Below are 23913 nucleotides of genomic sequence, written 5' to 3'. Positions count from 1 at the left end.
GAGGGGTGAGCCGCACGGGCGGTGTTCGTGGCTCACCCCTCCCTCCAACTCTCCCCCGCAAGGGGGGAGAGAGCCCTACCACCGCCCGCGTGGCTTCGAACCAAGTGCCGAGAGAGTGATGATTATCCGCCGCCGGGATTTCCTGAAAGCATCGGTCGCCGCGACCTTGACGGCCGGCCTGCCCCGGCTTGCCCGCGGCGTCGATACCGCCAGCGTCTATGATCTGGAGCGCTTCGGCAATGCGCGGATCCTGCACATCACGGACACGCATGCCCAGCTGAAGCCGGTGTTCTTCCGCGAACCCAGCGTCAACATCGGCGTCGGGTCGATGGCTGGCCAGCCACCGCATCTGGTCGGCAAGGCATTCCTCGACCGCTTCGGCATCCGCCCCGACAGCGCCGACGCCTATGCCTTCAGCTGCGTCGAGTTCGAGAAGGCCGCCGCCCGCTTCGGCCGGCTCGGCGGCTTTGCCCATCTGAAGACGCTAGTCGAGAAGCTGCGCGCCGATGTCGGCGAGCGGCGTACGCTGCTGCTCGACGGCGGCGACCTCTGGCAGGGCACCGGGTTCGCCAACGCCATGAAGGGCGCCGACATGGTGGAGGCCGCCAACCTGCTCGGCATCGAGGCGATGACCGGGCATTGGGAATTCACCTATGGCGAGCAGGTGCTGCGCGACAATCTCGCCCGCTTCAAGGGCGAGTTTCTGGCGCAGAATGTGTTCCTGACCGAAGAGGCCGCGTTCAACGACGCCAAGGCGTTCGATCCGGCCTCGGGCCGCGTGTTCAAGCCATCGATCATCAAGGAGATCGGCGGCCACCGGGTCGCGATTATCGGCCAGGCCTTCCCGTACGTGCCGATCGCGCACCCAAAGCGCTTCACGCCGGACTGGAAGTTCGGCATCCGTGACGAGGAGCTGCAAAAGCTGGTCGACGGCCACCGCACCAACGACAAGGTCGAGGCGGTGATCCTGCTGTCGCACAACGGCATGGATGTCGATCTCAAGCTCGCCAGCCGGGTCACCGGCATCGACGTCATCCTCGGCGGCCACACCCATGACGCGATCCCGCTGCCGATCACGGTGACCAATGCCGGCGGCGTCACGCTGGTCACCAATGCCGGCTCTAACGGCAAGTTCATCGGTGTGCTCGATCTCGACCTCGCCAAGGGCAAGGTCGCCAACGTCCGCTATCGCCTGTTGCCAGTATTTGCCGAACTGCTGAAGCCCGATCCGGCGATGCAGGCACTGATCGACAAGATGCGCCAGCCCTATGTCGACGACTGGGACGACAAGCTCGCCGCCGCCGACCGCCTGCTCTACCGCCGCGGCAATTTCTCCGGCACCGTGGACCAACTGATCTGCGACGCGCTGCTCAACGAGCTCGAGGCTGAGATCGCGCTGTCGCCGGGTTTCCGCTGGGGCCTCACCACGCTCGCGGGCCAGCCGTTGACCATGGAAGACGTGCTGTCGGAAACCGCGATCACTTACCCCGAGACTTACGTCGCCACCATGACCGGCCACCAGATCAAGGATGTGCTGGAGGACGTCTGCGACAATTTGTTCAACGTCGATCCCTATTATCAGCAGGGCGGCGACATGGTCCGCGTCGGCGGCCTCGCCTACACCTGCACGCCGGGCGAGACCGTGGGCAAGCGCATCTCCGAGCTGAAGCTCGCCAGCGGAAAGCATCTCGAGGCCGGCAAGAGCTACAAGGTCGCGGGCTGGGCCTCGGTCAATCAGCAGAGCGGGCTGCCTGTCTGGGACGTGGTGGCAAAGCACCTGCGCGCCGGCCGGCCGCCGAACCGCGACGCGCCCGGCGTGACGCTGAAGGGCGTCGACGACAATCCGGGCATCACAAAGCTTGGATGACGCGGCGGCGGATGAGTGTTGCCGCGCGGACCGAATGGATTGCCGCGTCGCTTCGCTCCTCGCAATGACGGGGTGACGCCACCATCGTGCCATCAGCTACATCTGGTCGTAACATTCGCGGCCATCTAGGCCTCTCACCCGACACCTGGGCGTCATCCTGAGAGGGTGTGAAGCTTTGTCCTCACCCACACCTGTCATCACCCGCGCAGGCGGGTGATCCAGTATTCCAGAGGCAGTGGTGAATGAACCGAGAGGCCGCAGCGTACTAGTTCGCCCGGTCAAGCCGGGCGATGACAGCGGTGGGTGAGGACAAAGCTTCACACCTTCTCAAGGCGACGGGATGGTGTTTGTACGGGGGATGGATTTGCTTTGAATCGCCCCTATCTATGGAATAATATGCTCCCGGCGTCTCAACCCAGAGAACAGGTAAGCCGTCATGATCTTTCGCCAACTGTTCGACAGCGTGTCCGGCACCTACAGCTATCTGCTCGCGAGCCGCGCCGGCGGTGAGGCGCTGATCCTCGATCCCGTGCTGGAAAAGGTCGACCGCTACTGCAAGCTGCTGCAGGAACTCGATCTGCGGCTGGTCAAGGCCGTCGACACCCATCTGCACGCCGACCACGTCACGGGCCTCGCCGAGCTGCGCGACCGCACCCAGTGCATCACCATCATGGGCGAGCAGAGCAAGGCCGACGTGGTCTCGATGCGCGTCTCCGACGGCGACCGGGTGATGATCGAGGGCCTCTGCCTCGATGCGATGTACACGCCGGGCCACACCGACGATTCATACAGCTATTTGATGGGCGACCGCGTCTTCACCGGCGACACGCTGCTGATCCGCGGCACCGGCCGCACCGATTTCCAGAACGGCAGCGCGCGGGCACAGTACGATTCGATCTTCAACCGCCTCTTGAAGCTGCCGGACGAAACGATGGTGTTCCCCGCCCATGACTACAAGGGCGACACCGTCTCCACCATCGGCGAGGAGAAGCGCTACAATCCGCGGCTGCAGGTGAAGTCGATCGACGCCTATGTCGAGCTGATGAACAACCTCAATCTGCCGAACCCGAAGCTGATGGACGTCGTGCTGCCCGCCAACATGCATGTCGGCCTGCACCAGGACGAGCTCGCCAAGGAAGGTCTCGCGCTGTCAGCGCGGGACGCCATCGCCAGCCTCGGCCGGCCCGACATCCTGCTGGTCGATCTGCGCGAGGTCGCCGAACGCGCCAAGCACGGCACGCTGGCGGGTGCGCTGCACGCGCCCTATCCCGGGATCTGCGCCACGCTGCAGCCCGGCGGCATGCTGCGCGAAGTCGCAGCCGCGACCGGCCGTCGCGTCGTGTTCTTCTGCGCCTTCGGCGAGCGCTCGGCGATGGCGGTGGCGGCCGCGAAGAAGGCGGGGCTTGCGAACACCGCGCACATCGAAGGCGGCATCGACGCCTGGAAGAAGGCGGGCGGGCCGGTGGTGATGGGATGATCCCGTAGCCCGGATGAAGCGCAGCGCAATCCGGGGCCAATCCCTCCGCGGAACGACTTTCCCGGATTTCGCTGCGCTGCATCCGGGCTACGCAGCTACACCATCAGCGCGTCACGCGCTGCAGCTCCGCGGTGAGCCGATCCAGCGCATCGGCCAGCATCACGCCGCCGCAGACGGTGAGCCGCTCGGGCAGCACGATGCGCTTGTCCGGCGGGTAGAAGCGTTGCAGCGCGGGATGCAGCAGGAAGGCGCGGCCGTCATCCTCGGCACGATCGCCGGCTTCCGCCACCAGGATGAAATCCGGCCGCAGTTTGACGATCGCCTCCAGCGAGGCAAAGCCGCCGGCATGGAAACCGAGTTCGCCGGCGGCATTGCTGAGCCCCACTTCGCGCAGCAGCGAGTTGATCAGACTGTCGTCGCCCGCCACAAAGCCGCGCCGCTCCAGCGGCAGCACGCGATAGTGACGATCGCTCGCCGCCGCCCGCGCGCGGGCGATCGCGGCATCGAGCCGCGCGATCTCGGCTTGCGCGCGATCCGGATGCTGCAGCACGTCGCCCATGGCGCGGATCTGCTCTTGCACCTCGTCCAGCGTCCGCGGCACCGTGAATTCGACGAGATTCAGCCCCTGCGCCTTCAACAGATCGCGCGTCGCGCGCTTGTCGAACAGGCTGACGACAACAATGTCCGGCTTGAGCACCAGCACGTCCTCGGCCCCGCCCGACAGCGTCGGGTAGCGCTGTGCCTTATCCGCCGCCCAGGACTGCCAAGCATCGCGAGCAAAACGGCTGAGGCCGAGGATCTGGTCCGGATCGGCCAGCGACAGCACGGGCTGGTCGCTGCAGACATTCATCGAGACGATGCGCGGGCCGGCAGCCGACGCGGCGTCGCACGACATCAGCCACGCCGCAGCAGCCAGTGCTGTGAGCCGCCAGCGCATCAGACGTCCGCCCACGGCACGATGACGGCCTCGCGCTGATATTCGGCGCGATAGGCGCGAACCCGAAACACCTCAGCCAGCACGTTTTCCGACAGCGCCGCGCCGGGCGCGCCCTGTGCGGCCAGCCGGCCCTCCGATAGCACCAGCACGTGATCGGCGAAGCGCGCGGCAAGTCCGAGATCATGGGTCACAACGACGACCAGTACGCCGGTATCGGCGACGTTGCGCAGTTTTTGCATCACATCGATCTGGTGGCGCGGATCGAGCGAGGCGGTCGGCTCATCGGCCAAAATCACCGGCGCCTCGACCGCGAGCACGCGGGCCAGCGCGACGCGGCTGCGCTCGCCGCCGGAGAGCTCGGTGACGCGGCGATCGGCGAATTCCGTGACGTCGACCGCCTGCATCGCCCGCAGCACGGCCTCGATATCCTTCGGCGACAGCCGCGCCGGATCGGTCGCGCCGTGCGGATAGCGGCCGAGCGCGACGATGTCGCGCGCCGGCAGCGGCCAGTGCACCATGTGGCCCTGCGGCAGATAGGCGAAGCGTTTTGCCCGCTCGCGCAGCGACAGCGTCGACAATGCATTGCCGCCGATCCTGATCTCGCCGCCGGATGGAATCAGCCCGGCCAGCGCCCGCAGCAGCGTGGTCTTGCCGGCGCCGTTCGGGCCGACCAGCGCGACGAGATGGCCTGCGGCGAGCGACAGCGAGATATCGTGCAGCACCTTGCGGCTGCCGAGCGAGGTATCGAGATTGGTTGCGGCAAGCAGCGTCATGCCACGCCTCCGCCGAGCGCGCGGCGTTCGCGCATGATCAGATAGAGGAAGAACGGCACGCCGATGATCGAGGTCAAGACGCCGACCTTGATGTCCGAGGTCGACGGGATGATGCGCACCGCGATGTCGGCAGCGAGCAGCAGCGCCGATCCAGTGAGCGCGCTCGGCACCAGCAGCCGCGCCGGATCGTGACCGATCAGCGGACGCATCAGATGCGGCGCCACCAGGCCGATGAAGCCGATCGTGCCTGTCACCGCGACCGCGCCGCCGACACCGAGCGCGACGCCGGTGATCACCAAGAGCCGCAGCCGGCCGACATCGACGCCAAGGCTCTGCGCCGCCTCCTCACCCAGCGTCAGCGCGCGGAAGGCGCTGGCCTGGCTGAGCAGGATGGCGGCACCGGCGACGATGAAAGGCAGCGCCAGCGCGACATGGACGAAGCTGCGGTCCTCCAGCGAGCCGAGCAGCCAGAACGCGATCTCGAGCACCACGAACGGATTGCTGGAGAGGTTCATCACCAGCGCGGTGGCGGCGCCCGCGAAGCTCGAGATCGCGAGCCCGGCGAGGATCAGGATCAACAGCCCGGCATTGCGGCCGGCGATCGCAAGCAGCGCGAACACCGAGCCGAACGCGGCGATGATCGCCACCACCGGCAGCGCATAGGAACGCACGTCGGCAAGCCCGAGCGCGATCACCAGCACCGCGCCGAATGCCGCCGATTGCGGCGCGCCGAACAGCGACGGCGAGGCCAGCGGGTTGCGCAGCAGCCCCTGGAGCGCCGCGCCCGACAATCCCAAAATGCCGCCGATCGCAACCGCCAGGATAGTGCGCGGCAGACGGATCTCGCGCACGATCACCTGCGCGACGTCGCTGCCGCCGCCGAACAGCGCCTCGGTCACGCTGAGCGGCGACAGCCGCACCGGCCCGGTGCCGAGCGAGAGCAGCGTCAACAGCACCACGAGCGCGGCCAACGCCGCGGCCGCGCCCCACCGGCGCCGCGCCGCGACCTCGGCCGCAAAAGCAAAATCCTGCACGCTCATCGTATCCATGCTCTTACAGCGATCGCCGTGGCAGACAAGCGACACACGGCAAAAACCGTGGCCGCCGGACGCCGGCCCCGTTTCCGCCGGGATTGACTCTGGCGCCCTGCCGAACCCTAGATGACCGGGACGGTTCCTTAGTGGGATAAAAAGGGAATGCGGTACGAGGAAACTTCCTCCAGGCCGCGGCTGCCCCCGCAACTGTAGGCGGTGAATCCTTCGTCACAGGCCACTGGGAATCTCGGTCCTGGGAAGGCGACGAAGGGTAACGACCCGCGAGCCAGGAGACCTGCCGTCAACCGTGGTCACACGCGACGATGTCGGTCGGGGAGTACAGGCATTGGCTTCACCTGAGGCTTCCAGCACGATGGTGAGACTGGGTCGCGGTGACGTGCCACTGCCGTCATTCCGAGGCCTCGCCTATGTTCTCCTTCCCTTCCATCCGGCCGCGTCGCGCGCTTCTGCTCGCGATGACAATGCTTGCGCCGGCGCTCTTCACCGCCGCGGCGCGGGCGCAGCAGGTCGCTGTCGCCGGAGAGCTCCCTCCGATCGAGGTCACCAAGCCGGGCGAGCAGAACGTCACCCGCGCCAAGCCGACCACCGATGAAACGCCTGCCCCGCGCCGCCGCGCACCAGGCAGTTCACAGTCCAGTAATACGGGCACCGGACCCGGATCGAACACGGCGTCGTCAGGCACGGCATCGGGGACCGGCAGTGGCGGCGGCGGCCGGCAGTTCGCCGGCATCGTCGGCGCCTCCTCCACCGTGATCACCGCCGACGACATCGCGCATTCGCCGACGCAATCACTGCCGGAGATTCTGGCGCAGGTGCCGGGCGTGCAGCTGCAATCGCTCTATGGCGGCCCGAACGGCGCCAAGACCGCGGTCGACCTGCGCGGCTTCGGCGCGTTCGCCTCCGACAACACGCTGTTCCTGCTCAACGGACGCCGCCTCAACGACATCGACAAGGCCGGCTTCGACCTCACCACCATCCCGATCGATTCGATCGAGCGCATCGAGATCACCCGCGGCAACAGCGGCGCCGTGCTCTATGGCGACAACGCGGTCGGCGGCGTCGTCAACATCATCACCAAGACCGGCGTCGGTGGCCCGCCGGCGACGATCCGCACCGAAGGCGGTGTCGGCTCGTTCAACACCCGGATGGCCGCGGTGTCCGCCGCGCTGAATGCGGGGCCGTGGTCGACCTCGTTCTATGGCAACGGCATCAAGTCCGACGGCTATCGCGTCAACAATGCGCTCGACCAGCGCAACGCGGTCGGCAACGTCAACTACACCACGCCTGATTTCACCGCGTTCCTGACCGTCACCGGCAGCGACCAGAAGCTCGGCCTGCCCGGCGGCCGGCTGGTCGATCCGTCGATCGGGCTCAATGAGCTCGCCACCGATCGGCGCGGCGCCGCCACGCCGTTCGACCACGCCAACCAGCAGACCGCGAGCGTCACCACCGGCTTCACCAAGACCCTGATCAACGGCGTCGACCTGATCGTCGACGGCGGCTGGCGGCAGCGCGACACCCAGAGCGCGTTCTTCGGCACGGTGCCGACCATCAGCTTCGCCTCGACCTACAACGACGCGGCGCTCGACACCTCGTCGCTGACGCCACGGCTCAGCGTCAAGACCATCATGCTGGGCATGCCGTCGACGATCCTGACCGGTATCGATTATTACGACACGACGTTCCGCCAGGCGCGCGGCGCCTTCCAGGGCGTCGACCCCACCCACATCTACAATCTCGAGCAGCAGTCCGTGGCCGGCTATTGGCAGCACACCATCGGCGTGCTGCCGACGACTGATTTTTCGTATGGCGCACGGGTGCAGAACACCCACCTTTCGGCGCGCGACCGCTATGACCCGAATGCGCCGTTCGCGTTCGATGCGCAGGCGACGCCGCTCGACAGCGACGAGACGCAATACGCGCTGCATCTCGGCATCGAGCACCGCATCACCGATACGTTCTCGGTGTTCGGCCGCGCCGCGCGCGCATTCCGCACGCCTGATGTCGACGAGCGCGTCGCGTCGGGCCCGGCGTTCGATCCGCTGACCTTCATGGCGCTGGCGCAGAATTTCAGGCTCAAGACCCAGACCTCGGAGGACGGCGAAGTCGGCTTCCGCGTCAAGACCAACCAGTTTCAGGTACAGACCAGCGCTTACGTGATGGATCTGCAGAACGAGATCCATTTCCTCCCGACGGTGTTCTTCAACGTCAATCTCGATCCGACCCGCCGCTACGGCTCGGAGACCAGTGCATCGCTCAAGGTCAGCGATACCGTGACCTTGCGCGGCGGCATGGCCTATACCCGCGCCGTGTTCCGCGAGGGCGCCTTCGCCGGCAACGACGTGCCGCTGGTGTCGCGCACGACCGGCAATCTCGGCGTGACCTGGAATATCCTGCAGAACTACCTGGTGTTCGACGCCACGCTGCGCGCCTGGAGCTCGCGCGTCATGGACAACGACCAGGCCAACACCCAGAGCCGCATCCCCGGCAACGCCACCGCCGACATCAAGCTCAGCGGGCAATACGACCGCTTCTTCTGGTCGGTCAGCGCGAACAATCTGTTCAACGCGCTGTACTACGACTACGCGATCGCGAGCTCGTTCACGGCCGGCCGCTTCTCGGCCTATCCGTTGCCCGGCCGGACCTACATGGTACGGGCAGGTGCGACCTTTTGAGCCCCGCGGCGCGGCTGGATGTGACCCCGCCGTGTCGCTCTTTCCATTACAAGCGCCCGGGAACTGGGGTAGAATTGCACCATCGATCTGACCCTCGCAGGGGGAATCATGGGCAAACCCGGAAAGAGTACGGGCGGTGCCAAGCCCGACGACGCAGCGAAGACGCCGCCGCCACCGCCGCCGGAGGATGACGAGTGTTACGAGGACGGCGACATCGCGACGCCGAAGCTCGACCATTACGGCAATGATGACGAGCCGTTGTAGCCCGCCTTCGCTCTTCACGAGCCGCTTTGCTCACCCGACGACGCCTGGAGTAGACTTTCGGTAATCGACCGAACTCGCGCAGGAAGACACATGGGCAAAGCCGGAAAGAAGAGTACGGGCAGCCCCAAGCCCGACGACAAAGCGAAAACGCCGCCGCCACCGCCGCCGCAGGACGACGAGTATTACGAGGACGGCGACATCGCGACGCCGAAGCTCGACCGCTACGGCAATGATGACGAGCCGTTGTAGGCCCTGATGTTTCCAAGCGTTCCCTGCGAAGGCAGGAATCCATGACCACGGGGTCCAGTCACCGGACGGCGCGCTTCGCGCCGACCGGTTGGCTTGCCCGGGACGTCGCCGCCGCAGGGGCGCTTCTGCCAAAATGCCGAAAAACAACCCCATGCAAAGTAGCCGGCGGCGGCGCTCGGCCAGGCCACTTGACACGTCGGGCAACTCACCGGTAACCTTCCAATATTCCGAAATCACGCAAAGGCCCTCGGGACGACGCGTTGAGAGACCTACGCTGCCCTCCGTCACCCTGAGAGGGTGTGAAGCTTTGTCCTCACCTACACCTGTCATCGCCCGGCCTGTGCGCAATTGCGCACATGGACCGGGCGATCCAGTACGCCGCGGCCTCTCGGTTCATTCACCACGGCCTCTGGAATACTGGATCACCCGCCTGCGCGGGTGATGACACCGAGCAAGTTGGGCAAACCATCCCGTCACCCCCGCGCAACGGCTTCGCCGTTGTCGCTGGAGGTGGCCGCTTCTTCAGCGGCCCTCGAAGGGTCGACGGCCACCAGCCGGGCCGATTCATCCTTCGAGGCTCGCAAGGGCTCGCACCTCCAGCGACAAAGGCGAAGCCTTTGCGCGGGGATGACGGATCGAAGAGACGAGGGGAAGAGTCAGCAAAACCCCTCGCTCTCGATCGCTGCGATGCTGGCGCGATCGAGCAGATGGGCGCCAAAGCCGCCGCGGGCGAGCGACGCGGCGAGCTGCGGCGAGATCAGCATCAGCGCGGCGGTTATCGCCAGCGGCACGGCGCTGGGCCAATCGAGCCGCATCGGCGTCAACTCTTCGGTGCTGCCCCGATACGGGCCTTCGCCCGCGGCAATGCGGCCGCATTCGCGGATGATGTCGCGCCGCGTGCCGTCGCGCGACGCGCTGCCGAGCAGCGCCTGCATCGCCAGATGGGTGCGCACGCCGGCGCGGCTCTCGGCCAGCGGGGCCGGCGTCTCGTCGAGCGAGACCCGCAGCAACAGATCGACCAGATCGGTGCCGGCGCGGTGCGCGTTGCCCGGCTCGACCAGCCGCGGATTGCAGTCGATCAACAGCGGGGTTGCGCTGTCGAGCGGCATCATGACATCGACCGACAGCGCCCCGTGCCAGCCGAGATGCGCGCCGATGGTCTCGAGATAGTTGCGGATCGCGGGCCGGCTGACGCTCTCCTTGATTGCCTCGCCGCCGCCGACGCCGGCTGCGATCTGCCGATAGGCGTGAAAACCGACCAGCGTGCCGCGGCAGAACACCGACTGGGCCTTCTCGGTGGTGCCGGTGATCAGGTCCTGCACCAGCACCTCGCCGGCGAAATCCCCGGCCGACTCCAGGTCATAGAGCGCGAGATTGAGATCGCTGGCGTCGCGCACGAACCAGATGCCGCGGCTTGCGGTGCCGACCGACGTCTTGACCACGGAGGGATAGCGCACCGCCTCGCGCAGCTCGCCAGCCGATCTCACGATATGGGTCGGCGGCTGCGGCAGGCCGAGTTGGTCGAGCAGCCGGCTGAAGCCGGCCTTGCCGTGCACGGCGCGATAGGCGGCGAAATCCGGCAGCGCGAGGCCGACGTGCGGCTTCAGCCGCGCCGCGGCGCGGGCGAACAAAAACCCCTGCTCATGGGTCGGCAGCAGCACGTCGAAGCGCCGCGTCGCCAGCAGGCGCTCGACGAAGCGAAGGAAGCCAGCGGGATCGCTGCGCAGCGGCGGGCAATGGTGGAATTTGCGGACCAGGCGCGAATAGCGCGCCAGGCACCAGCGCGAGGGGTCGCAGACCTCGACGTGATGGCCGGCCGCGCCCAGGATCGTGACTGCCTCGCGGCCGGAGGTGCTGGAGCCCTCCGACACGAGCACCCGGAGCGGCTTTCTGGCGTCGATCATGGCCGATCATCGCTGCGTCGCCCCGCATTGTCGCCGCCCTTGATGCCGCATGTGTCGATCCGGCACGCCCTCCCCGGGGCAGCCATGCAACGGCGTTCATGGACAATTATCGGCCAGTCTCTATTTTGCCGGACCAACAGGAAACGGGGGTTCGCCCAGCAATGGTTGACGTTCTGGCTGCACCGCAGCAAGCGAAAGCCGACAGCGCGCTGCGGACGCTGACGGGGATTTCCGTCGCGCATTGGGTCAGCCATTTCCACATCTTCGTGCTGCCGATGCTGTTCCCGTTCCTGAAACAGCAGCTCGGCGTCGGCTATATCGAGCTCGGCTTCGCGCTGACCGTGTTCGCGGTCACCTCGGGGCTGACCCAGGCGCCGATCGGCTACCTCGCCGATCATATCGGCGCGCGCAAGATCCTGCTGATCGGGCTGACCGTCGGCGGCTGCGCGCTGATCGGGCTTGGCCTGCATTTGAGCTATACCTCGCTGATCGTCTGCGCCGTGCTGCTCGGCCTTGCCAACAGCGTCTATCACCCGGCCGATTACGCCATCCTCTCGGCCCATATGGACGAGGCGCGGATGGGCCGCGCCTTCTCGATCCACACCTTCGCCGGTTTCCTCGGCGGCGCGGTGGCGCCGGCGATCATGGCGGCGCTGGTGGCCTCGATCGGCGGCCTCGGCGCGCTGATCGTGGCCGGTGCGATCGGACCCTTGGTGGCGCTGTTCCTGATCGTGCTCGGCATTCCCGATGCCGGTGCCAACAAGGACAAGAAGGACGACGCTGCCCCGAAGGCCAGCGTGATCACGCCGGCGCTGATGATGCTGACCGCGTTCTTCACGCTGCTCAGCCTGTCGACCTCGGGCATCAACAATTTCGGCGTGGTCGCGCTGATGGGCGGCTACGGCACCTCGTTCTCGACCGCCAACATCGCGCTGACTGCGTTCCTCGGCGCCAGCGCCGCCGGCGTGCTCGCCGGCGGTTATCTCGCCGACTGGACCCACCGCCACAGCCAGGTCGCCGCGGCCTGCTTCGCCGTCAACGCCGCCCTCGTGCTGCTGATTGCGCTGATGAACCTGTCGCCTGCCGTGCTCACGCTGGCGATGGGGCTCGCCGGGTTCCTCGGCGGCGTGATCGCGCCGTCGCGCGACATGATGGTGCGCAATGCCGCGCCTCCCGGCGCCGCGGGCCGCGCCTTCGGCATCGTCTCCACCGGCTTCAACTTCGGCGGCATCGTCAGCCCGCTGCTGTTCGGCTGGATCATGGACCAGCAGATGCCGCATTGGGTGTTCGGCGCCTCCGTGGCCTTCATGGTGCTGACCGTGCTGCTGGCGCTGGTCTCCGAGCGCAGGTCGCGCAAAGCGCCTGACGCCGTCGCGGCGTCGGGCCCGTGACGGTTGGCTAGCTGAATTCAAAAAAATGCAGATCAGGCAGCCAGGCTGCGGCCGGGCCGTAACGTCGCTTGGCGGGGAACCTGATTTTCGGGCCCGCATGGTCGCTCTTGGGTAGCTGCCATTCACGTTCTTCTGCTTGTCCAGATATATCGCAGTGCGATATATCGCCGCATCCCCCCGTCAACCTGGTCCGAAACACTGCCGTCATGAGCGTCATTTCCGTCAAATCGCTACCCTCCGCCAAGGCCAACGCCGCAAAGGCCAGCCATTCGCTTGGCGACTTCACGACCGAGCCGCGCGTGATGGTGATCGCCGCAATCGCGGTCGTCGTCGCCAGCGCCGGCGTGGTCGCCGGCTTTGCCCTGCTGCAGCTGATCAAGCTCGCCACCAACATCGCCTATTTCGGCCGCTTCACCTTCGCCGAGCAGAAGCTGCAGGATACGCCGCTCGGTCTCTGGATGGTGCTGGTGCCGGTCGCAGGCTCGCTGATCATCGGGCTGATGGCGCGCTTCGGCAGCGAGAAGATCCGCGGCCACGGCATTCCGGAGGCGATCGAGGCCATCCTGCTCGGCCGCTCGCGGCTCGGCGCCAAGGTGGCGATCCTCAAACCGCTGTCCTCGGCGGTGGCGATCGGCACCGGCGGTCCGTTCGGCGCGGAGGGCCCGATCATCATGACCGGCGGCGCGATCGGCTCGCTGATCGCGCAGATGCTCCCGGTCAGCGACAACGAGCGCAAGACCCTGCTGGTGGCGGGCGCCGCCGCCGGCATGACCACCGTGTTCGGCACCCCGATCGCCGCGATCATGCTCGCGGTCGAGCTGTTGCTGTTCGAATGGACGCCGCGCAGCTTCATTCCGGTCACCGTCGCGGCCGTGGTCGCCGCGGTCGAGCGAACTTTTCTGCACATGCCGGCGCCGCTGTTCCCGTTCGCCGGCGATATCGATATCTCCGCGATGCAGCTTGGCGGCTGGGTGCTGATCGGAGTTCTCTCTGGCCTCTTGTCGGGCGTGCTGACGCGCATGGTCTATGGCTGCGAGGACGCGTTCCAGAAGCTGCCGATCCACTGGATGTGGTGGCCGATGATCGGCGGCCTCGTGGTCGGCATCGGCGGCCTGATCGAGCCGAACGCGCTCGGCGTCGGCTACGAGAACCTTGCCGAGATGCTGCGCGGCGATGTCGTGCTGAAGGCCGCGTTGTTGCTGCTGGTGGTCAAGGCGATCATCTGGTCGGTGGCGCTCGGCTCCGGCACGTCGGGCGGCGTGCTGGCGCCGCTGCTTCTGATGGGCGGCGCGATGGGCACCGCGCTGAGCGGCTATCTGCCCCACGCGAGCCCCGGCTTCTGGGCGCTGCTGGCGATGGCGGCGACGATGGGCGGCACGATGCGCTCGCCGCTGACCGCCACCTTCTTCGCCGTGGAACTGACCGGAAACACCCATGTGCTGCTGCCGCTGATCGCCGCCTGCGGCACCGCGCACGCCATGACGGTGCTGTTGATGCGGCGGTCGATCCTGACCGAGAAGGTGGCGCGGCGCGGCCACCATCTGGTGCGCGAATATCGGGTCGACCCGTTCGCCCTGACGCGGGTGCGCGAGGTGATGACCAAGGCGGTCGAGACCGTCCCCGACACCATGACGCTGCACGGCGCCGCCACCTTCCTGACCAATCCGAAGACCGGTCATCCGAGCTTTCCGGTGGTCGACGCCAATCATCGCGTGCTCGGCGTGATCGATCCGCCATCGGTGCTGCGCTGGCGCCGCGCCGGCAAGCATCGCACCGCGACGCTCAATCAATTGCTGGCGGGCAGCAAGATTACGGTCGCCTATCCCGATGAGTATCTGGATCGGCTCGCCGACCGCCTGTCCCAGATCAACGTCTCGCATCTGCCGGTGATCTCGCGCGAGGACCAGCGGCTGGTCGGCTATATCGGCTGGAAGGATTTGATGCGGGTGCGCGCCAAGCTGCAGGCCGAGGAGACGCAGAAGACGTCGTTCTTCGGCGCGCGTTAGCGCGAACGTCTCGCTCGGCGGGAACAAATTTCCGCCGAGCGGCTTTCGGCAGCCTCACCCGAGGCCGCCAGCGCATTCCAGAGCCTCACCGGCGGCGGTTGACTGTATCAAGGGGTGACCCATGATGCCGGCAACAAAACAACCCCGGGATGAGATGCCATGACCTCGACCCCTGACCTCGTGATCCGCGGCGGCACCATTGCCGACGGCAAGGGCGGCGACCTCTATGAGGCTGACGTTGCCATCAGCGGCGGCAAGATCACCGAGGTCGGCAAGGTTTTGGCAAAGGGCAAGGAAGAGATCGACGCCCGGGGCAAGCTGGTCGCGCCCGGCTTCGTCGACATCCACACCCATTACGACGGCCAGGTGACCTGGAGCCAGGACATCACGCCGTCGTCGCAGAACGGCGTCACCACGGCGATCATGGGCAATTGCGGCGTCGGCTTCGCGCCGTGCCGGCCGAGCGACCACGTCAGGCTGATCCAGTTGATGGAAGGCGTCGAGGACATCCCGGAGCCGGTGCTGAGCGCCGGCATTCCCTGGGCGTGGGAAAGCTTCCCCGATTACATGGAGTGGCTGTCGAAGCGCAGCTTTGACATGGACATCGGCGCACAGCTGCCGCATGCGGCGCTGCGGGTCTATGTGATGGGCGAGCGCGGCGCGCGCCGCGATCCCGCGACGCCTGAGGACAATCGCGCGATGGCAAAGCTCGCCGGCGACGCGGTGCGGTCCGGCGCGCTCGGCTTCTCGACCTCGCGCACGCTCAACCACCGCACCTCGACCGGCGACTACACGCCGACCTTGAAGGCCGGCGAGGACGAACTGACGGCGATCGCCGACGCCATGCACAAGGTCGGCCGCAGCGTGCTGCAATTCGTGCTCGACCAGAGCACCGTGCATGAAGACCTGCCGATGATGCTGCGGGTGGCCGAGACCACCAAATGCCCGATCTCGTTCTCGGTGGCGCAGGCCGACAAGGCGCCGCGGCGCTGGCGCCAGACTATGGACACCATCAACGAGGCCGCCGGCCGCGGCCTGTCGATCACCACCCAGATCGCCGCGCGCCCGGTCGGGCTGCTGCTCGGGCTGGAACTGTCGCGCAACCCGTTCCAGACCCATCCGAGCTATCGCGCGATCGCGCATCTGCCGCTGGCCGAGCGCCTCGCGCATCTGCGCCAGGCGGAAGTGCGCGCCGCGATCCTGAGCGAGACGCCGACCTCGACCGACGATCCGCTGTTCTTCCGGCCGAACTACGACAAGATGTATCTGCTCGGCGATCCCCCGGATTACGAACAGCCGCCGGAAAACGCGCTCGGCGCGCAAGCGCGCCGCCAGGGCCGCCAGCCGGAAGAGCTCGCCTATGACGCGATGCTGACCGACCAGGGCCGCGGCATGCTCTACGTGCCGTTCCTCAATTACGCCGACGGCAATCTCGACGCCGTGCACGAGATGCTGCGCGAGCCCAGCGCCGTGCCGGGCCTGTCCGACGGCGGCGCGCATTGCGGCATCATCTGCGATGCCAGCTTCCCGACCTACCTGTTGACGCATTGGACGAGGGACCGCACCCGCGGCGAGAAGCTCTCGATCCCGTTCGTGGTCGCGGCGCAGTCGCGCAAGACCGCGCTGTCGGTCGGGCTCCATGATCGCGGCGTGATCGCGCCGGGCTTCAAGGCCGACGTCAATGTGATCGATTACGACCGGCTGCATCTGCATCCGCCGAAGGTGCATTATGACCTGCCGGTCGGTGGCCGCCGCCTGCTGCAGCAGGTCGACGGCTACGACGCCACGATCGTGTCCGGCGTGGTGACCCAGCGCGGCGGCAAGGCCACCGGCGCAAGGCCGGGCAAGCTCGTGCGCGGCGCGCAGGGCTTGCAGTCGACCTTCGGCGCAGCCGCGAGCTAGCCGTTATTTAGCCTTGTAGCCCGGATGAAGCGAAGCGTAATCCGGGGCCGCTTTGTCCGCGGATAGACTTGTCCCGGATTACGCTGCGCTCCATCCGGGCTACAGGACTGCGGCTTACGTCGGTGACACCGCGCCCTTGATCGTGCCGCCGGCCGGCTGGGCCTCGCCGGTCAGCCGCGCACGCTCGGTGTTCGGCCACAGCAGGAGCAGCCCGATCACGCCGGAGCCGGCCATGATCGCGGCGTTGATGGTGAAGCCCGACAGATAGCCCGCCATCGGCGTTGCGGCGTGCTGGATCACGTTGCCCATCACCATCGGCGCCAGCAGGCCGGAGATCGTGTACAGCGCGCCGTAGATCGCGATCACGGCGCCGCGCTGCGACACCGGCGTGAACTCGCCGAGCATCGGCGGGCAGACCACATAGATCGAGCCGCAGAGGCCGGAGCCGATCACCAGGAGCGCGATCATCAGCCCACCGGGCGCGACTTGCGGCAGCAGCGCGAGAATGCAGCCGCCGACGATCAGCGGCACCGAGCCGAGCACGCCGCGCGCGCCGCGGGTGGTGTATCCGCGCGCCAGCATGACCTGCGAAATCCACCCCGTGAGCAGCACGATCGTCGCGCCGAAGATCCACGGCAGGATCGAGACGAAGCCGGCCTGCTGCTGCGAGAAGCCGAGCCCCTCGATGATGAAGGAGGTGAACCAGGTGAGCCCGAGCGACAGCGCCCAATAGGCGCCGAAGGTCGCAACCACGCAGCCGATGAAGGTGCGCGAGGTCAGAAGCTTCAGGTAAGGAATCCGCGGCTCGTCGGCGACGGTTGCGACCGTCGATACCAGCGGCCCCTCCTTGCCGAGCGCGAACCAGGCGACGACCCAGAGCAGGCCGACGATGCCGAGCGCGCCGAAGGCGTGGTGCCAGCTGTGATTGACGATAATCCAGTTCAGCGCCGGCACCGCGAGGATCACGCCGAACGCCGAGCCCTGCGACAGGATCGCCGTCGGCAGCGTGCGCTTCTCGTCCGGAAACCATTTGTAGATCGCATGCGCGGCGACCGAGAACGCCGGTCCTTCGCCGGCGCCGAGGATGATGCGGCAGATCACCAGCGTGGTGAAACTGACGGTGCCGACCATCGGGAATTGCGCCAGCGACCAGATCACCGCGAGCACCAGCAGCACCCAGCGCGTGGCGACGCGGTTGACGACGAAGCCGACCACGATCGCCGAGATCGCGAACAGCAGGAAGAACGACGAGCCGAGGTCGCCAAACTGCTCCTGGGTCAGGCCCATTTCCTTTTTGATCGGCACGCCGGCGAGCCCGACCACGATCTTGTCCGCAAAGTTCACCACCATGAACAGGAACAGAAGGAAGGTGATTGTCCAGGCGCCCTTGGGCGTCCGCCCGGACGTCGGTTGCGTCGTCATGTTCTCGCTCCCCGTATCGTTTTTGGCTTCTGTAAGATCGGCCCCGAACAGGGATGCTAGCCACGCCTTGCCGCGTAACGCAACTACGCATTTCCACGGGTTATGTCGCCGCGGCGACACAGCGACGGGTGCGCGCGGCGCTCGATCACGATCGCGTCGCCAGGCGATCGAAGCAATGATCTGACATGCCCCGGCTGCTATGCTCGACCCGCCATCAAAGCCCGGGGTTTTCCATGAACAGATCGATCCTTCGCGCGGCTGCCAGCACCACGTTCGCAGCCTTAGCGCTGCTCTTCGCCCATGGCGTCCGCGCTCAAACCGGCGCGGCGCCCGACTATGCGGCGATCGTCGCCGCGCCCGACCGCAGCGATGCCGACCGCCAGACCGACCAGCGTCGCCAGCCTGCAAAGATGCTGGCGTTTGCCGGGGTCAAGCCCGGCATGACCATCCTCGACATGGAGGCGAGCGCCGGCTACAGCACCGAATTGTTGGCGCGGACCGTGGGGCCGACCGGCAAGATCTACGCCCAGGATTCCGCGGCCGTGATCGAGCGCTTCGTCAAGGACAAGTTCGACACCCGCGCCCAGAAGCCGGCGATGCAGAACGTCGTGCATGTGGTGCGCAACTACGACGACCCGATCCCGCCCGAGGTTTCGAACCTCGACATGATCACCTTCTTCTTCGCCTATCACGACATCACCTACATGGAGGTCGACCGCGCCGCGATGAACAGGAAGATGTTCGCCGCGCTGAAGCCGGGCGGCTTCCTGATCATCGCCGATCACTCGGCGAAGACTGGTGACGGCACCAGTGTCGGCAAGACGCTGCACCGGATCGAGGAAGCCACGTTGAAGCAGGAGGTCGAGGCCGCCGGCTTCAAGCTGGTCGCCGAGGGCGATTTCCTGCATCATGCCGAGGACCCGAAGGACATTCCCGTCTTCAAGGCGCCCGTGCCGATCGACGAGTTTGTCCTAAAATACCAGAAGCCGCAGTGAGGCCCGGCCATCGCTTCGCCTGACCAGACCACCGTGCTCCGCGTCACCGGACTGACCAAGAGCTACCGCTCGGCGAGCGAGGACGTCGCGGTGCTGCGCGGCGTCGATCTTGCCGTCGGCGCCAGCGAGAGCGTGGCGCTGACCGGCGAATCCGGCAGCGGCAAGAGCACGCTCTTGCATCTGATCGCGGGGCTCGATGCGGCCGACGGCGGCGAGATCAGGCTCGCGGATACCGTGGTCTCTGCGCTCAACGACGCCGGCCGCGCCGAACTGCGCCGCGACCGGCTCGGCCTCGTATTCCAGCAATTCAACCTGATCCCGAGCCTGACCGTCGCGGACAATCTGGCGTTCCAGTCGCGCATCGCCGGCCGCCACGATGCGGCCTGGCATGACGAGCTGGTCGAGCGGCTCGGCCTCAAACCCCTGCTCAGGCGCTATCCCGAGCAATTGTCCGGCGGCCAGCAACAGCGCGTCGCGATCGGCCGCGCGCTGGCGCCAAAACCGCTGTTGCTGCTGGCGGACGAGCCGACCGGCAATCTCGACGAGGACACCGCCGACGAGGTGCTGGCGCTGGCGCGCGATCTCGTGACGCGCACCGGCTGCGGCTTCCTGATGGTCACCCACAGCGCGCGGTTGGCTGCGACGCTGGATCGCCAGGTAAATCTGCATGCTGGAGTCATAGCGTGAAGCGCGTGCTCTGGATCCTCGCGGTGCTGCTGAGCCACTGGCGGCGGCATCCGATGCAGCTTGCGACCTTGCTGATCGGGTTGATCTCGGCGACCGCACTGTGGAGCGGCGTGCAGGCGCTGAACCAGCAGGCGCGCAACGCCTACGACCGGGCGGCGGCGACCTTCGGCGGCTCGCGCACCGCGATGCTGGTCGGCCAGGATGCCGCGACCTTCCCGCAAAAGCTGTTCGTCGATCTGCGCCGTGCCGGCTGGCCGGTGTCACCGATGCTGGAGGGCCGCATCCAGATCGACGGCCGCGGCGTGCGCCTGCTCGGCATCGAGCCGGTGACGCTGCCCTCCGAGGTCGGCAATGCGCCCGCGGTCGGGCGCGGCGGTTTGCTTGCCTTCGTCACGCCGCCCGGCGAGATGCTGGTGGCGCCGGAGACGCTGCGCGATCTCGGCCTCAAGGAAGGCGCGCGGCCGGAGGCGAACGGCATGACCTTGCCGCCGCTGCGCGTGCAGGGCGAGCTGACGCCCGGCGTGCTGGTCGTCGATATCGGCATCGCGCAGCAAATTCTGAAGCTGCCCGATCAGGTCTCACGCCTGCTGGTCGGCAAGTCCAAAGCCCCGCGCGCGGCGCTGGAGAGTGTCGCCGGCGAGAAACTCCGGCTGGTCGAGCCGAACGCGGAGAGCGACCTCGAGCGCCTCACCGACAGTTTTCATCTCAACCTCACCGCATTCGGCCTGCTGTCGTTCTTCGTCGGCCTGTTCATCGTCAATTCGGCGATCGGGCTCGCGTTCGAGCAGCGGTTGCCGATGCTGCGCACGCTGCGCGCCTGCGGCGTCTCGGCGCGGCTGCTCAACACCGTGCTGGTGCTCGAGCTGGTGTCGCTGGCGCTGCTCGCCGGCCTGATCGGTCTGGTCTGCGGCTATTTTATTGCGGCGGCGCTGCTACCCGACGTCGCGGCGTCCTTGCGCGGGCTCTACGGCGCGCAGATCCCGGGGCAGCTGTCGCTGAAGCCGGTCTGGTGGCTCGCCGGCATCGCGATCAGCATTTTGGGCGCACTCGCCGCCGCGGCTGCGAGCCTCACCAAAGCGATAAGGATGCCGGTGCTGACGACGGCGCAGCCGCAGGCCTGGCAGCAGGCGCAGCGGCGCTGGCTGATGTTTCAGAGCGCCGCGGCGCTCGCGGTGTTTGCAATGGCCGCCGGGCTGATCCGATTCGGCGATTCCCTGATCGCGGGCTTTGCCGTGCTCGCCGCGCTGATGCTCGGCGCGGCGCTGATCCTGCCGATGGTGCTGCAGATCGCGCTCGCGCTCGGCCAACGCAGCGCGCGCAAACCGGTCGGCATCTGGTTCTGGGCCGACAGCCGCCAGCAGCTCTCCGGCCTGTCGCTGGCGCTGATGGCGCTGCTGCTCGCGCTCGCGGTCAATGTCGGCGTCGGCACCATGGTCGGCAGTTTCAACCGCACCTTCCTGGTCTGGCTCGACGGCCGCCTCGCCTCCGACGTCTACATCAATGCGGCCAGCGACGCGCAGGCGACCGAGATCAAGGCATGGCTGCGCGAGCGGCGCGAGGTCGAGGCGATCCTGCCCGGCGGGCGCGCCGACAGCCAGCTCGGCGGCGCGCCGATCGAGGTGCTCGGCCTGCCCGACCATGCGACCTATCGCGACAACTGGCCGTTGCTCGAAAGTGCGGCCAATGCCTGGGTCCGGCTGCGCCCCGGCGACACCTGCTTCGTCAGCGAGCAATTGGCGCGGCGCATGAAGCTTGCCGTCGGCGACCACATCGAGGTGCCCGCCCCCGGCGGCAACTGGCCGCTCGGAATCGTCGGCATCTATGCCGACTACGGCAACCCGAAGGGCCAGATCGCGGTCAACTACGCGGCACTGACCCGGCGCTTCCCGCAGACGCCGCTGACCCGCATGGGCCTGCGCGTCGCGCCCGACAACATCGCGCCGCTGATCGCAGCGCTGCAGCAGCAATTCGGGCTCGATGATCGCAACGTCGCCGACCAAGCGACGATGAAGACCGAATCCAAGCGCATCTTCAACCGCACCTTCTCGGTGACCTCGGCGCTGAACGCCTTCACGCTCGGTGTCGCCGGCATCGCGCTGCTGACCAGCCTGCTCACGCTGGCCAATTCGCGGCTGCCGCAGCTGGCGCCGCTGTGGGCGATCGGCCTGACGCGGCGGCGGCTCGCCGCGCTCGAGCTGCTCAAGACCATGGCGGTCGCGCTGATCACCGCGCTGTTCGCGCTGCCGCTCGGTCTGCTGGTGGCGTGGTGCCTGCTTGCGATCGTCAACGTCAAGGCGTTCGGCTGGCGGCTGCCGTTCCACGTGTTCCCGCTGCAGCTGATCGAGCTGCTCGCCGTGGCGCTGCTCGCGGCGCTCTGTGCGGCGGCGCTGCCGGTCGCTAGACTGGCCCGCATGCAGCCGGCCAGCCTGATCAGGATCTTTGTCAATGAACGCTGAGATCAGATGAGGTCGAACTGCGTCCGCGCAGGGACTCTGTTCCCTCTCCCGCTTGCGGGGGAGGGTCAGGGTGGGGGTCTCTCCGCGAGTCACATTGCGGACGGAGCCCCCACCCGCCGCGCTGCGCGCGACGACCTCCCCCGCAAGCGGGAGAGGTGAAGCGAGGCTGCGGATGCATCGGATCAAGCCAACTGCACTCAGCACTAGCCGCGCCCTCACGCGGCGCGCGTTCGCCGGCGGTGCGGCGGCGCTCGCGCTTGTTGGCAAGGGGTTGGCGCAGGGCTTTGCCGGGCTCGGCGAGACCGCCGAGGGATTTGCGCAGGTGACGCCGGGCAAGGCGTTCGCGTTTCCCGCCGATCACGGCCCGCATCCGGAGTTCCGGATCGAGTGGTGGTACGTCACGGCCAATCTCTCCGACGCGAGCGGCGCGGCCTATGGCGCGCAATGGACGCTGTTCCGCCAGGCGATGAAGCCGGGCGCCGCGGTCGAGGGCTGGGCCAACCAGCAGGTCTGGATGGGCCACGCCGCGGTGACCAGCGCCACGACGCATCGCTTCAGCGAGACGTTCGCGCGCGGCGGCATCGGGCAGGCGAATGTCGAGCCTGCGCCGTTCCAGGCCTGGATCGACGCCTGGCAACTGCGCGGCCTCGATGGTTTCGATGCACAGCGCGTTGCCCCGCTCGAGCTGACGGCCGCGGGCGCCGACTTCGGCTACGCGTTGCGCCTCGACGCCGGCCATCCGCTGGTGCTGCAGGGCGACCGCGGCTACAGCCGCAAGTCGGATCGCGGACAGGCCTCCTATTACTACAGCCAGCCGTTCTTCAGGGCAGCCGGCCGGCTCGTCATCGACGGCAAGCCGGTCGACGTCAGCGGCCGCGCCTGGCTGGACCGCGAATGGAGCAGCCAGCCGCTCGATCCGGATCAGACCGGTTGGGACTGGTTCTCGCTGCACCTGCCCGGCGACGAAAAACTGATGCTGTACCGGCTGCGCCAGAAGGATGGCCGCGAAAACCTGTTCGGCAACTGGATCACGCCCGCCGGTCGCTCGGCGGAGATCGCCGCCGGCGGCAACAGCATCGCACCGTTGGCGACCACCGAGATCGGCGGCCGCAAGCTGCCGACCGCGTGGCGGGTCACCCTGCCCGCACGCGGCCTCGCCATCGAGACCACGCCGCTGAACCCGACGAGCTGGATGGGAACCAGTTTTCCGTACTGGGAAGGCCCGATCCGCTTCTCCGGCAGCCACGCCGGAATCGGCTATCTTGAGCTGACGGGATACTAGCCGCAGCGCCGCGCAGAGTTGCGAGGCGAAAAATCGGCCCCCGCATGTCACACCGAGTCCTGCCGCCCCGTCATGATATGGGACCACAGAACAAGAGGAAACGTCCGACATGTACCACTATACGGCGATCGTCACCTGCCTTGCCGTCGCACTGCATTTCTTCTTCGCGCTGCAGGTCGCGCGCGCCCGCGCGCTGTACGGCGTCAAGCTGCCGGCAATCATGGGCAATCCGGATTTCGAGCGCGTCTACCGCATCCAAATGAACACGCTGGAATGGGCGCCGATCTTCCTGCCGTCGCTCTGGCTGTTCGCGATCTATATCGGCGATGCCGCCGCCGCAGCCATCGGCGCGATCTGGGTGATCGGCCGCATCGTGTATTTCCTCGGCTATCGCGAGGCGGTGCCGAAGCGCACCCCGGGCTTTGCCATCCAGGCGCTGGCCTGCACTGTGTTGTGGGTCGGCGCGCTCGGCGGCGCGGTGTGGCGCCTGGTGCATTAGACCCGGCTAGGGCCACACACTCCACCGTCGTCCTGGCTTTCGCCAGGACGACATCGCCCTTGGATGCCCCGC

General features: G+C 67.2%; 18 protein-coding genes and 1 riboswitch. Of the genes, 13 read left to right on the top strand and 5 right to left on the bottom strand.

The features are described 5' to 3' along the window. Positions 1–118: 118 nt before the first annotated feature. The gene (gene soxB, locus XH93_RS03250; protein ID WP_194472369.1) at positions 119–1867 is read left to right on the top strand and encodes a thiosulfohydrolase SoxB; all 1749 of its coding nucleotides are present in this window, start codon (positions 119–121) and stop codon (positions 1865–1867) included. A gap of 436 nt (positions 1868–2303) precedes the next feature. Then, positions 2304–3344, top strand: coding sequence for an MBL fold metallo-hydrolase (locus XH93_RS03245; protein WP_194472368.1), 1041 nt, complete (start codon positions 2304–2306; stop codon positions 3342–3344). A gap of 103 nt (positions 3345–3447) precedes the next feature. On the opposite strand, the gene XH93_RS03240 is transcribed toward XH93_RS03245, so the two are convergent. Genes XH93_RS03240 through XH93_RS03230 form a run of 3 tightly spaced genes read right to left on the bottom strand, consistent with a single transcriptional unit; the run spans position 3448 to position 6094 of the window. After that, positions 3448–4281 (bottom strand): ABC transporter substrate-binding protein, encoded by an 834-nt coding sequence (locus XH93_RS03240; RefSeq protein ID WP_371814917.1) that lies wholly within the window; start codon positions 4279–4281, stop codon positions 3448–3450. Continuing rightward, the gene (locus tag XH93_RS03235) at positions 4281–5054 is read right to left on the bottom strand and encodes an ABC transporter ATP-binding protein (RefSeq protein ID WP_194472367.1); all 774 of its coding nucleotides are present in this window, start codon (positions 5052–5054) and stop codon (positions 4281–4283) included. The genes XH93_RS03240 and XH93_RS03235 overlap by 1 nt, the downstream gene beginning before the upstream one ends. After that, positions 5051–6094: an iron ABC transporter permease gene (locus XH93_RS03230; RefSeq protein ID WP_194474975.1), complete on the bottom strand. Its 1044-nt coding sequence runs from the start codon at positions 6092–6094 to the stop codon at positions 5051–5053. The genes XH93_RS03235 and XH93_RS03230 overlap by 4 nt, the downstream gene beginning before the upstream one ends. Positions 6095–6207: 113 nt before the next feature. Beyond that, a riboswitch (cobalamin riboswitch) is annotated at positions 6208–6406 on the top strand. 164 nt (positions 6407–6570) lie between these two features. On the opposite strand from XH93_RS03230, the gene XH93_RS03225 reads away from it, so the two are divergent. The 3 genes from XH93_RS03225 to XH93_RS03215 all read left to right on the top strand — a co-directional run bounded on the left by XH93_RS03225 (position 6571) and on the right by XH93_RS03215 (position 9297). Further along, complete coding sequence (locus XH93_RS03225; protein ID WP_246799475.1) at positions 6571–8784, top strand: TonB-dependent receptor; 2214 nt, start codon at positions 6571–6573, stop codon at positions 8782–8784. A gap of 108 nt (positions 8785–8892) precedes the next feature. After that, on the top strand, positions 8893–9048 hold the full coding sequence (locus XH93_RS03220; RefSeq protein ID WP_172626600.1) for a hypothetical protein: 156 nt from the start codon (positions 8893–8895) through the stop codon (positions 9046–9048). Positions 9049–9138: 90 nt separating this feature from the next. Further along, complete coding sequence (locus XH93_RS03215; protein WP_194472365.1) at positions 9139–9297, top strand: hypothetical protein; 159 nt, start codon at positions 9139–9141, stop codon at positions 9295–9297. 656 nt (positions 9298–9953) lie between these two features. On the opposite strand, the gene XH93_RS03210 is transcribed toward XH93_RS03215, so the two are convergent. Continuing rightward, the gene (locus XH93_RS03210) at positions 9954–11201 is read right to left on the bottom strand and encodes a hypothetical protein (RefSeq protein ID WP_194472364.1); all 1248 of its coding nucleotides are present in this window, start codon (positions 11199–11201) and stop codon (positions 9954–9956) included. Positions 11202–11362: 161 nt separating this feature from the next. Between XH93_RS03210 and XH93_RS03205 the strand changes: the two genes are divergently transcribed. From XH93_RS03205 to XH93_RS03195, 3 genes are all read left to right on the top strand, one after another. After that, entirely contained in the window at positions 11363–12592 is a 1230-nt protein-coding gene (locus XH93_RS03205; protein ID WP_194472363.1) for an MFS transporter, read from the top strand. A 206-nt stretch (positions 12593–12798) separates the two neighbouring features. Next, complete coding sequence (locus tag XH93_RS03200; protein WP_194472362.1) at positions 12799–14598, top strand: chloride channel protein; 1800 nt, start codon at positions 12799–12801, stop codon at positions 14596–14598. A gap of 159 nt (positions 14599–14757) precedes the next feature. Further along, positions 14758–16500: an amidohydrolase family protein gene (locus tag XH93_RS03195; RefSeq protein ID WP_194472361.1), complete on the top strand. Its 1743-nt coding sequence runs from the start codon at positions 14758–14760 to the stop codon at positions 16498–16500. Between the two features lie 114 nt (positions 16501–16614). Here XH93_RS03195 and XH93_RS03190 read toward each other — a convergent pair whose 3' ends face one another. Then, complete coding sequence (locus tag XH93_RS03190) at positions 16615–17922, bottom strand: MFS transporter (RefSeq protein WP_194472360.1); 1308 nt, start codon at positions 17920–17922, stop codon at positions 16615–16617. Between the two features lie 233 nt (positions 17923–18155). On the opposite strand from XH93_RS03190, the gene XH93_RS03185 reads away from it, so the two are divergent. The 5 genes from XH93_RS03185 to XH93_RS03165 all read left to right on the top strand — a co-directional run bounded on the left by XH93_RS03185 (position 18156) and on the right by XH93_RS03165 (position 23841). Further along, positions 18156–18917 (top strand): class I SAM-dependent methyltransferase, encoded by a 762-nt coding sequence (locus tag XH93_RS03185; RefSeq protein WP_194472359.1) that lies wholly within the window; start codon positions 18156–18158, stop codon positions 18915–18917. A 33-nt stretch (positions 18918–18950) separates the two neighbouring features. Further along, positions 18951–19604 (top strand): ABC transporter ATP-binding protein, encoded by a 654-nt coding sequence (locus XH93_RS03180; RefSeq protein WP_194472358.1) that lies wholly within the window; start codon positions 18951–18953, stop codon positions 19602–19604. Next, positions 19601–22060 carry an FtsX-like permease family protein gene (locus tag XH93_RS03175; RefSeq protein ID WP_194472357.1) on the top strand — a complete coding sequence of 820 codons (2460 nt, stop codon included), beginning with the start codon at positions 19601–19603 and terminating at the stop codon, positions 22058–22060. The genes XH93_RS03180 and XH93_RS03175 overlap by 4 nt, the downstream gene beginning before the upstream one ends. Positions 22061–22232: 172 nt before the next feature. After that, complete coding sequence (locus XH93_RS03170) at positions 22233–23342, top strand: lipocalin-like domain-containing protein (RefSeq protein ID WP_194472356.1); 1110 nt, start codon at positions 22233–22235, stop codon at positions 23340–23342. Between the two features lie 109 nt (positions 23343–23451). Next, the gene (locus XH93_RS03165) at positions 23452–23841 is read left to right on the top strand and encodes an MAPEG family protein (RefSeq protein WP_139479760.1); all 390 of its coding nucleotides are present in this window, start codon (positions 23452–23454) and stop codon (positions 23839–23841) included. Positions 23842–23913: the final 72 nt, after the last annotated feature.

Source organism: Bradyrhizobium sp. CCBAU 51753 (assembly GCF_015291565.1).
GTDB classification, from domain to species: Bacteria; Pseudomonadota; Alphaproteobacteria; order Rhizobiales; family Xanthobacteraceae; genus Bradyrhizobium; species Bradyrhizobium ivorense.
The sequence above is the reverse complement of the archived record's forward strand: the minus strand, read 5'-3'. Positions and strand labels throughout refer to the sequence as shown.

Excerpts from the sequence above, each read along its gene's own strand:
- soxB (WP_194472369.1), top strand. The coding sequence starts at position 119 with ATGATTATCCGCCGCCGGGATTTCCTGAAAGCATCGGTCGCCGCGACC.
- XH93_RS03245 (WP_194472368.1), top strand. The coding sequence starts at position 2,304 with ATGATCTTTCGCCAACTGTTCGACAGCGTGTCCGGCACCTACAGCTAT.
- XH93_RS03240 (WP_371814917.1), bottom strand. The coding sequence starts at position 4,281 with ATGCGCTGGCGGCTCACAGCACTGGCTGCTGCGGCGTGGCTGATGTCG.
- XH93_RS03235 (WP_194472367.1), bottom strand. The coding sequence starts at position 5,054 with ATGACGCTGCTTGCCGCAACCAATCTCGATACCTCGCTCGGCAGCCGC.
- XH93_RS03230 (WP_194474975.1), bottom strand. The coding sequence starts at position 6,094 with ATGAGCGTGCAGGATTTTGCTTTTGCGGCCGAGGTCGCGGCGCGGCGC.
- XH93_RS03225 (WP_246799475.1), top strand. The coding sequence starts at position 6,571 with ATGCTTGCGCCGGCGCTCTTCACCGCCGCGGCGCGGGCGCAGCAGGTC.
- XH93_RS03220 (WP_172626600.1), top strand. The coding sequence starts at position 8,893 with ATGGGCAAACCCGGAAAGAGTACGGGCGGTGCCAAGCCCGACGACGCA.
- XH93_RS03215 (WP_194472365.1), top strand. The coding sequence starts at position 9,139 with ATGGGCAAAGCCGGAAAGAAGAGTACGGGCAGCCCCAAGCCCGACGAC.
- XH93_RS03210 (WP_194472364.1), bottom strand. The coding sequence starts at position 11,201 with ATGATCGACGCCAGAAAGCCGCTCCGGGTGCTCGTGTCGGAGGGCTCC.
- XH93_RS03205 (WP_194472363.1), top strand. The coding sequence starts at position 11,363 with ATGGTTGACGTTCTGGCTGCACCGCAGCAAGCGAAAGCCGACAGCGCG.
- XH93_RS03200 (WP_194472362.1), top strand. The coding sequence starts at position 12,799 with ATGAGCGTCATTTCCGTCAAATCGCTACCCTCCGCCAAGGCCAACGCC.
- XH93_RS03195 (WP_194472361.1), top strand. The coding sequence starts at position 14,758 with ATGACCTCGACCCCTGACCTCGTGATCCGCGGCGGCACCATTGCCGAC.
- XH93_RS03190 (WP_194472360.1), bottom strand. The coding sequence starts at position 17,922 with ATGACGACGCAACCGACGTCCGGGCGGACGCCCAAGGGCGCCTGGACA.
- XH93_RS03185 (WP_194472359.1), top strand. The coding sequence starts at position 18,156 with ATGAACAGATCGATCCTTCGCGCGGCTGCCAGCACCACGTTCGCAGCC.
- XH93_RS03170 (WP_194472356.1), top strand. The coding sequence starts at position 22,233 with ATGCATCGGATCAAGCCAACTGCACTCAGCACTAGCCGCGCCCTCACG.
- XH93_RS03165 (WP_139479760.1), top strand. The coding sequence starts at position 23,452 with ATGTACCACTATACGGCGATCGTCACCTGCCTTGCCGTCGCACTGCAT.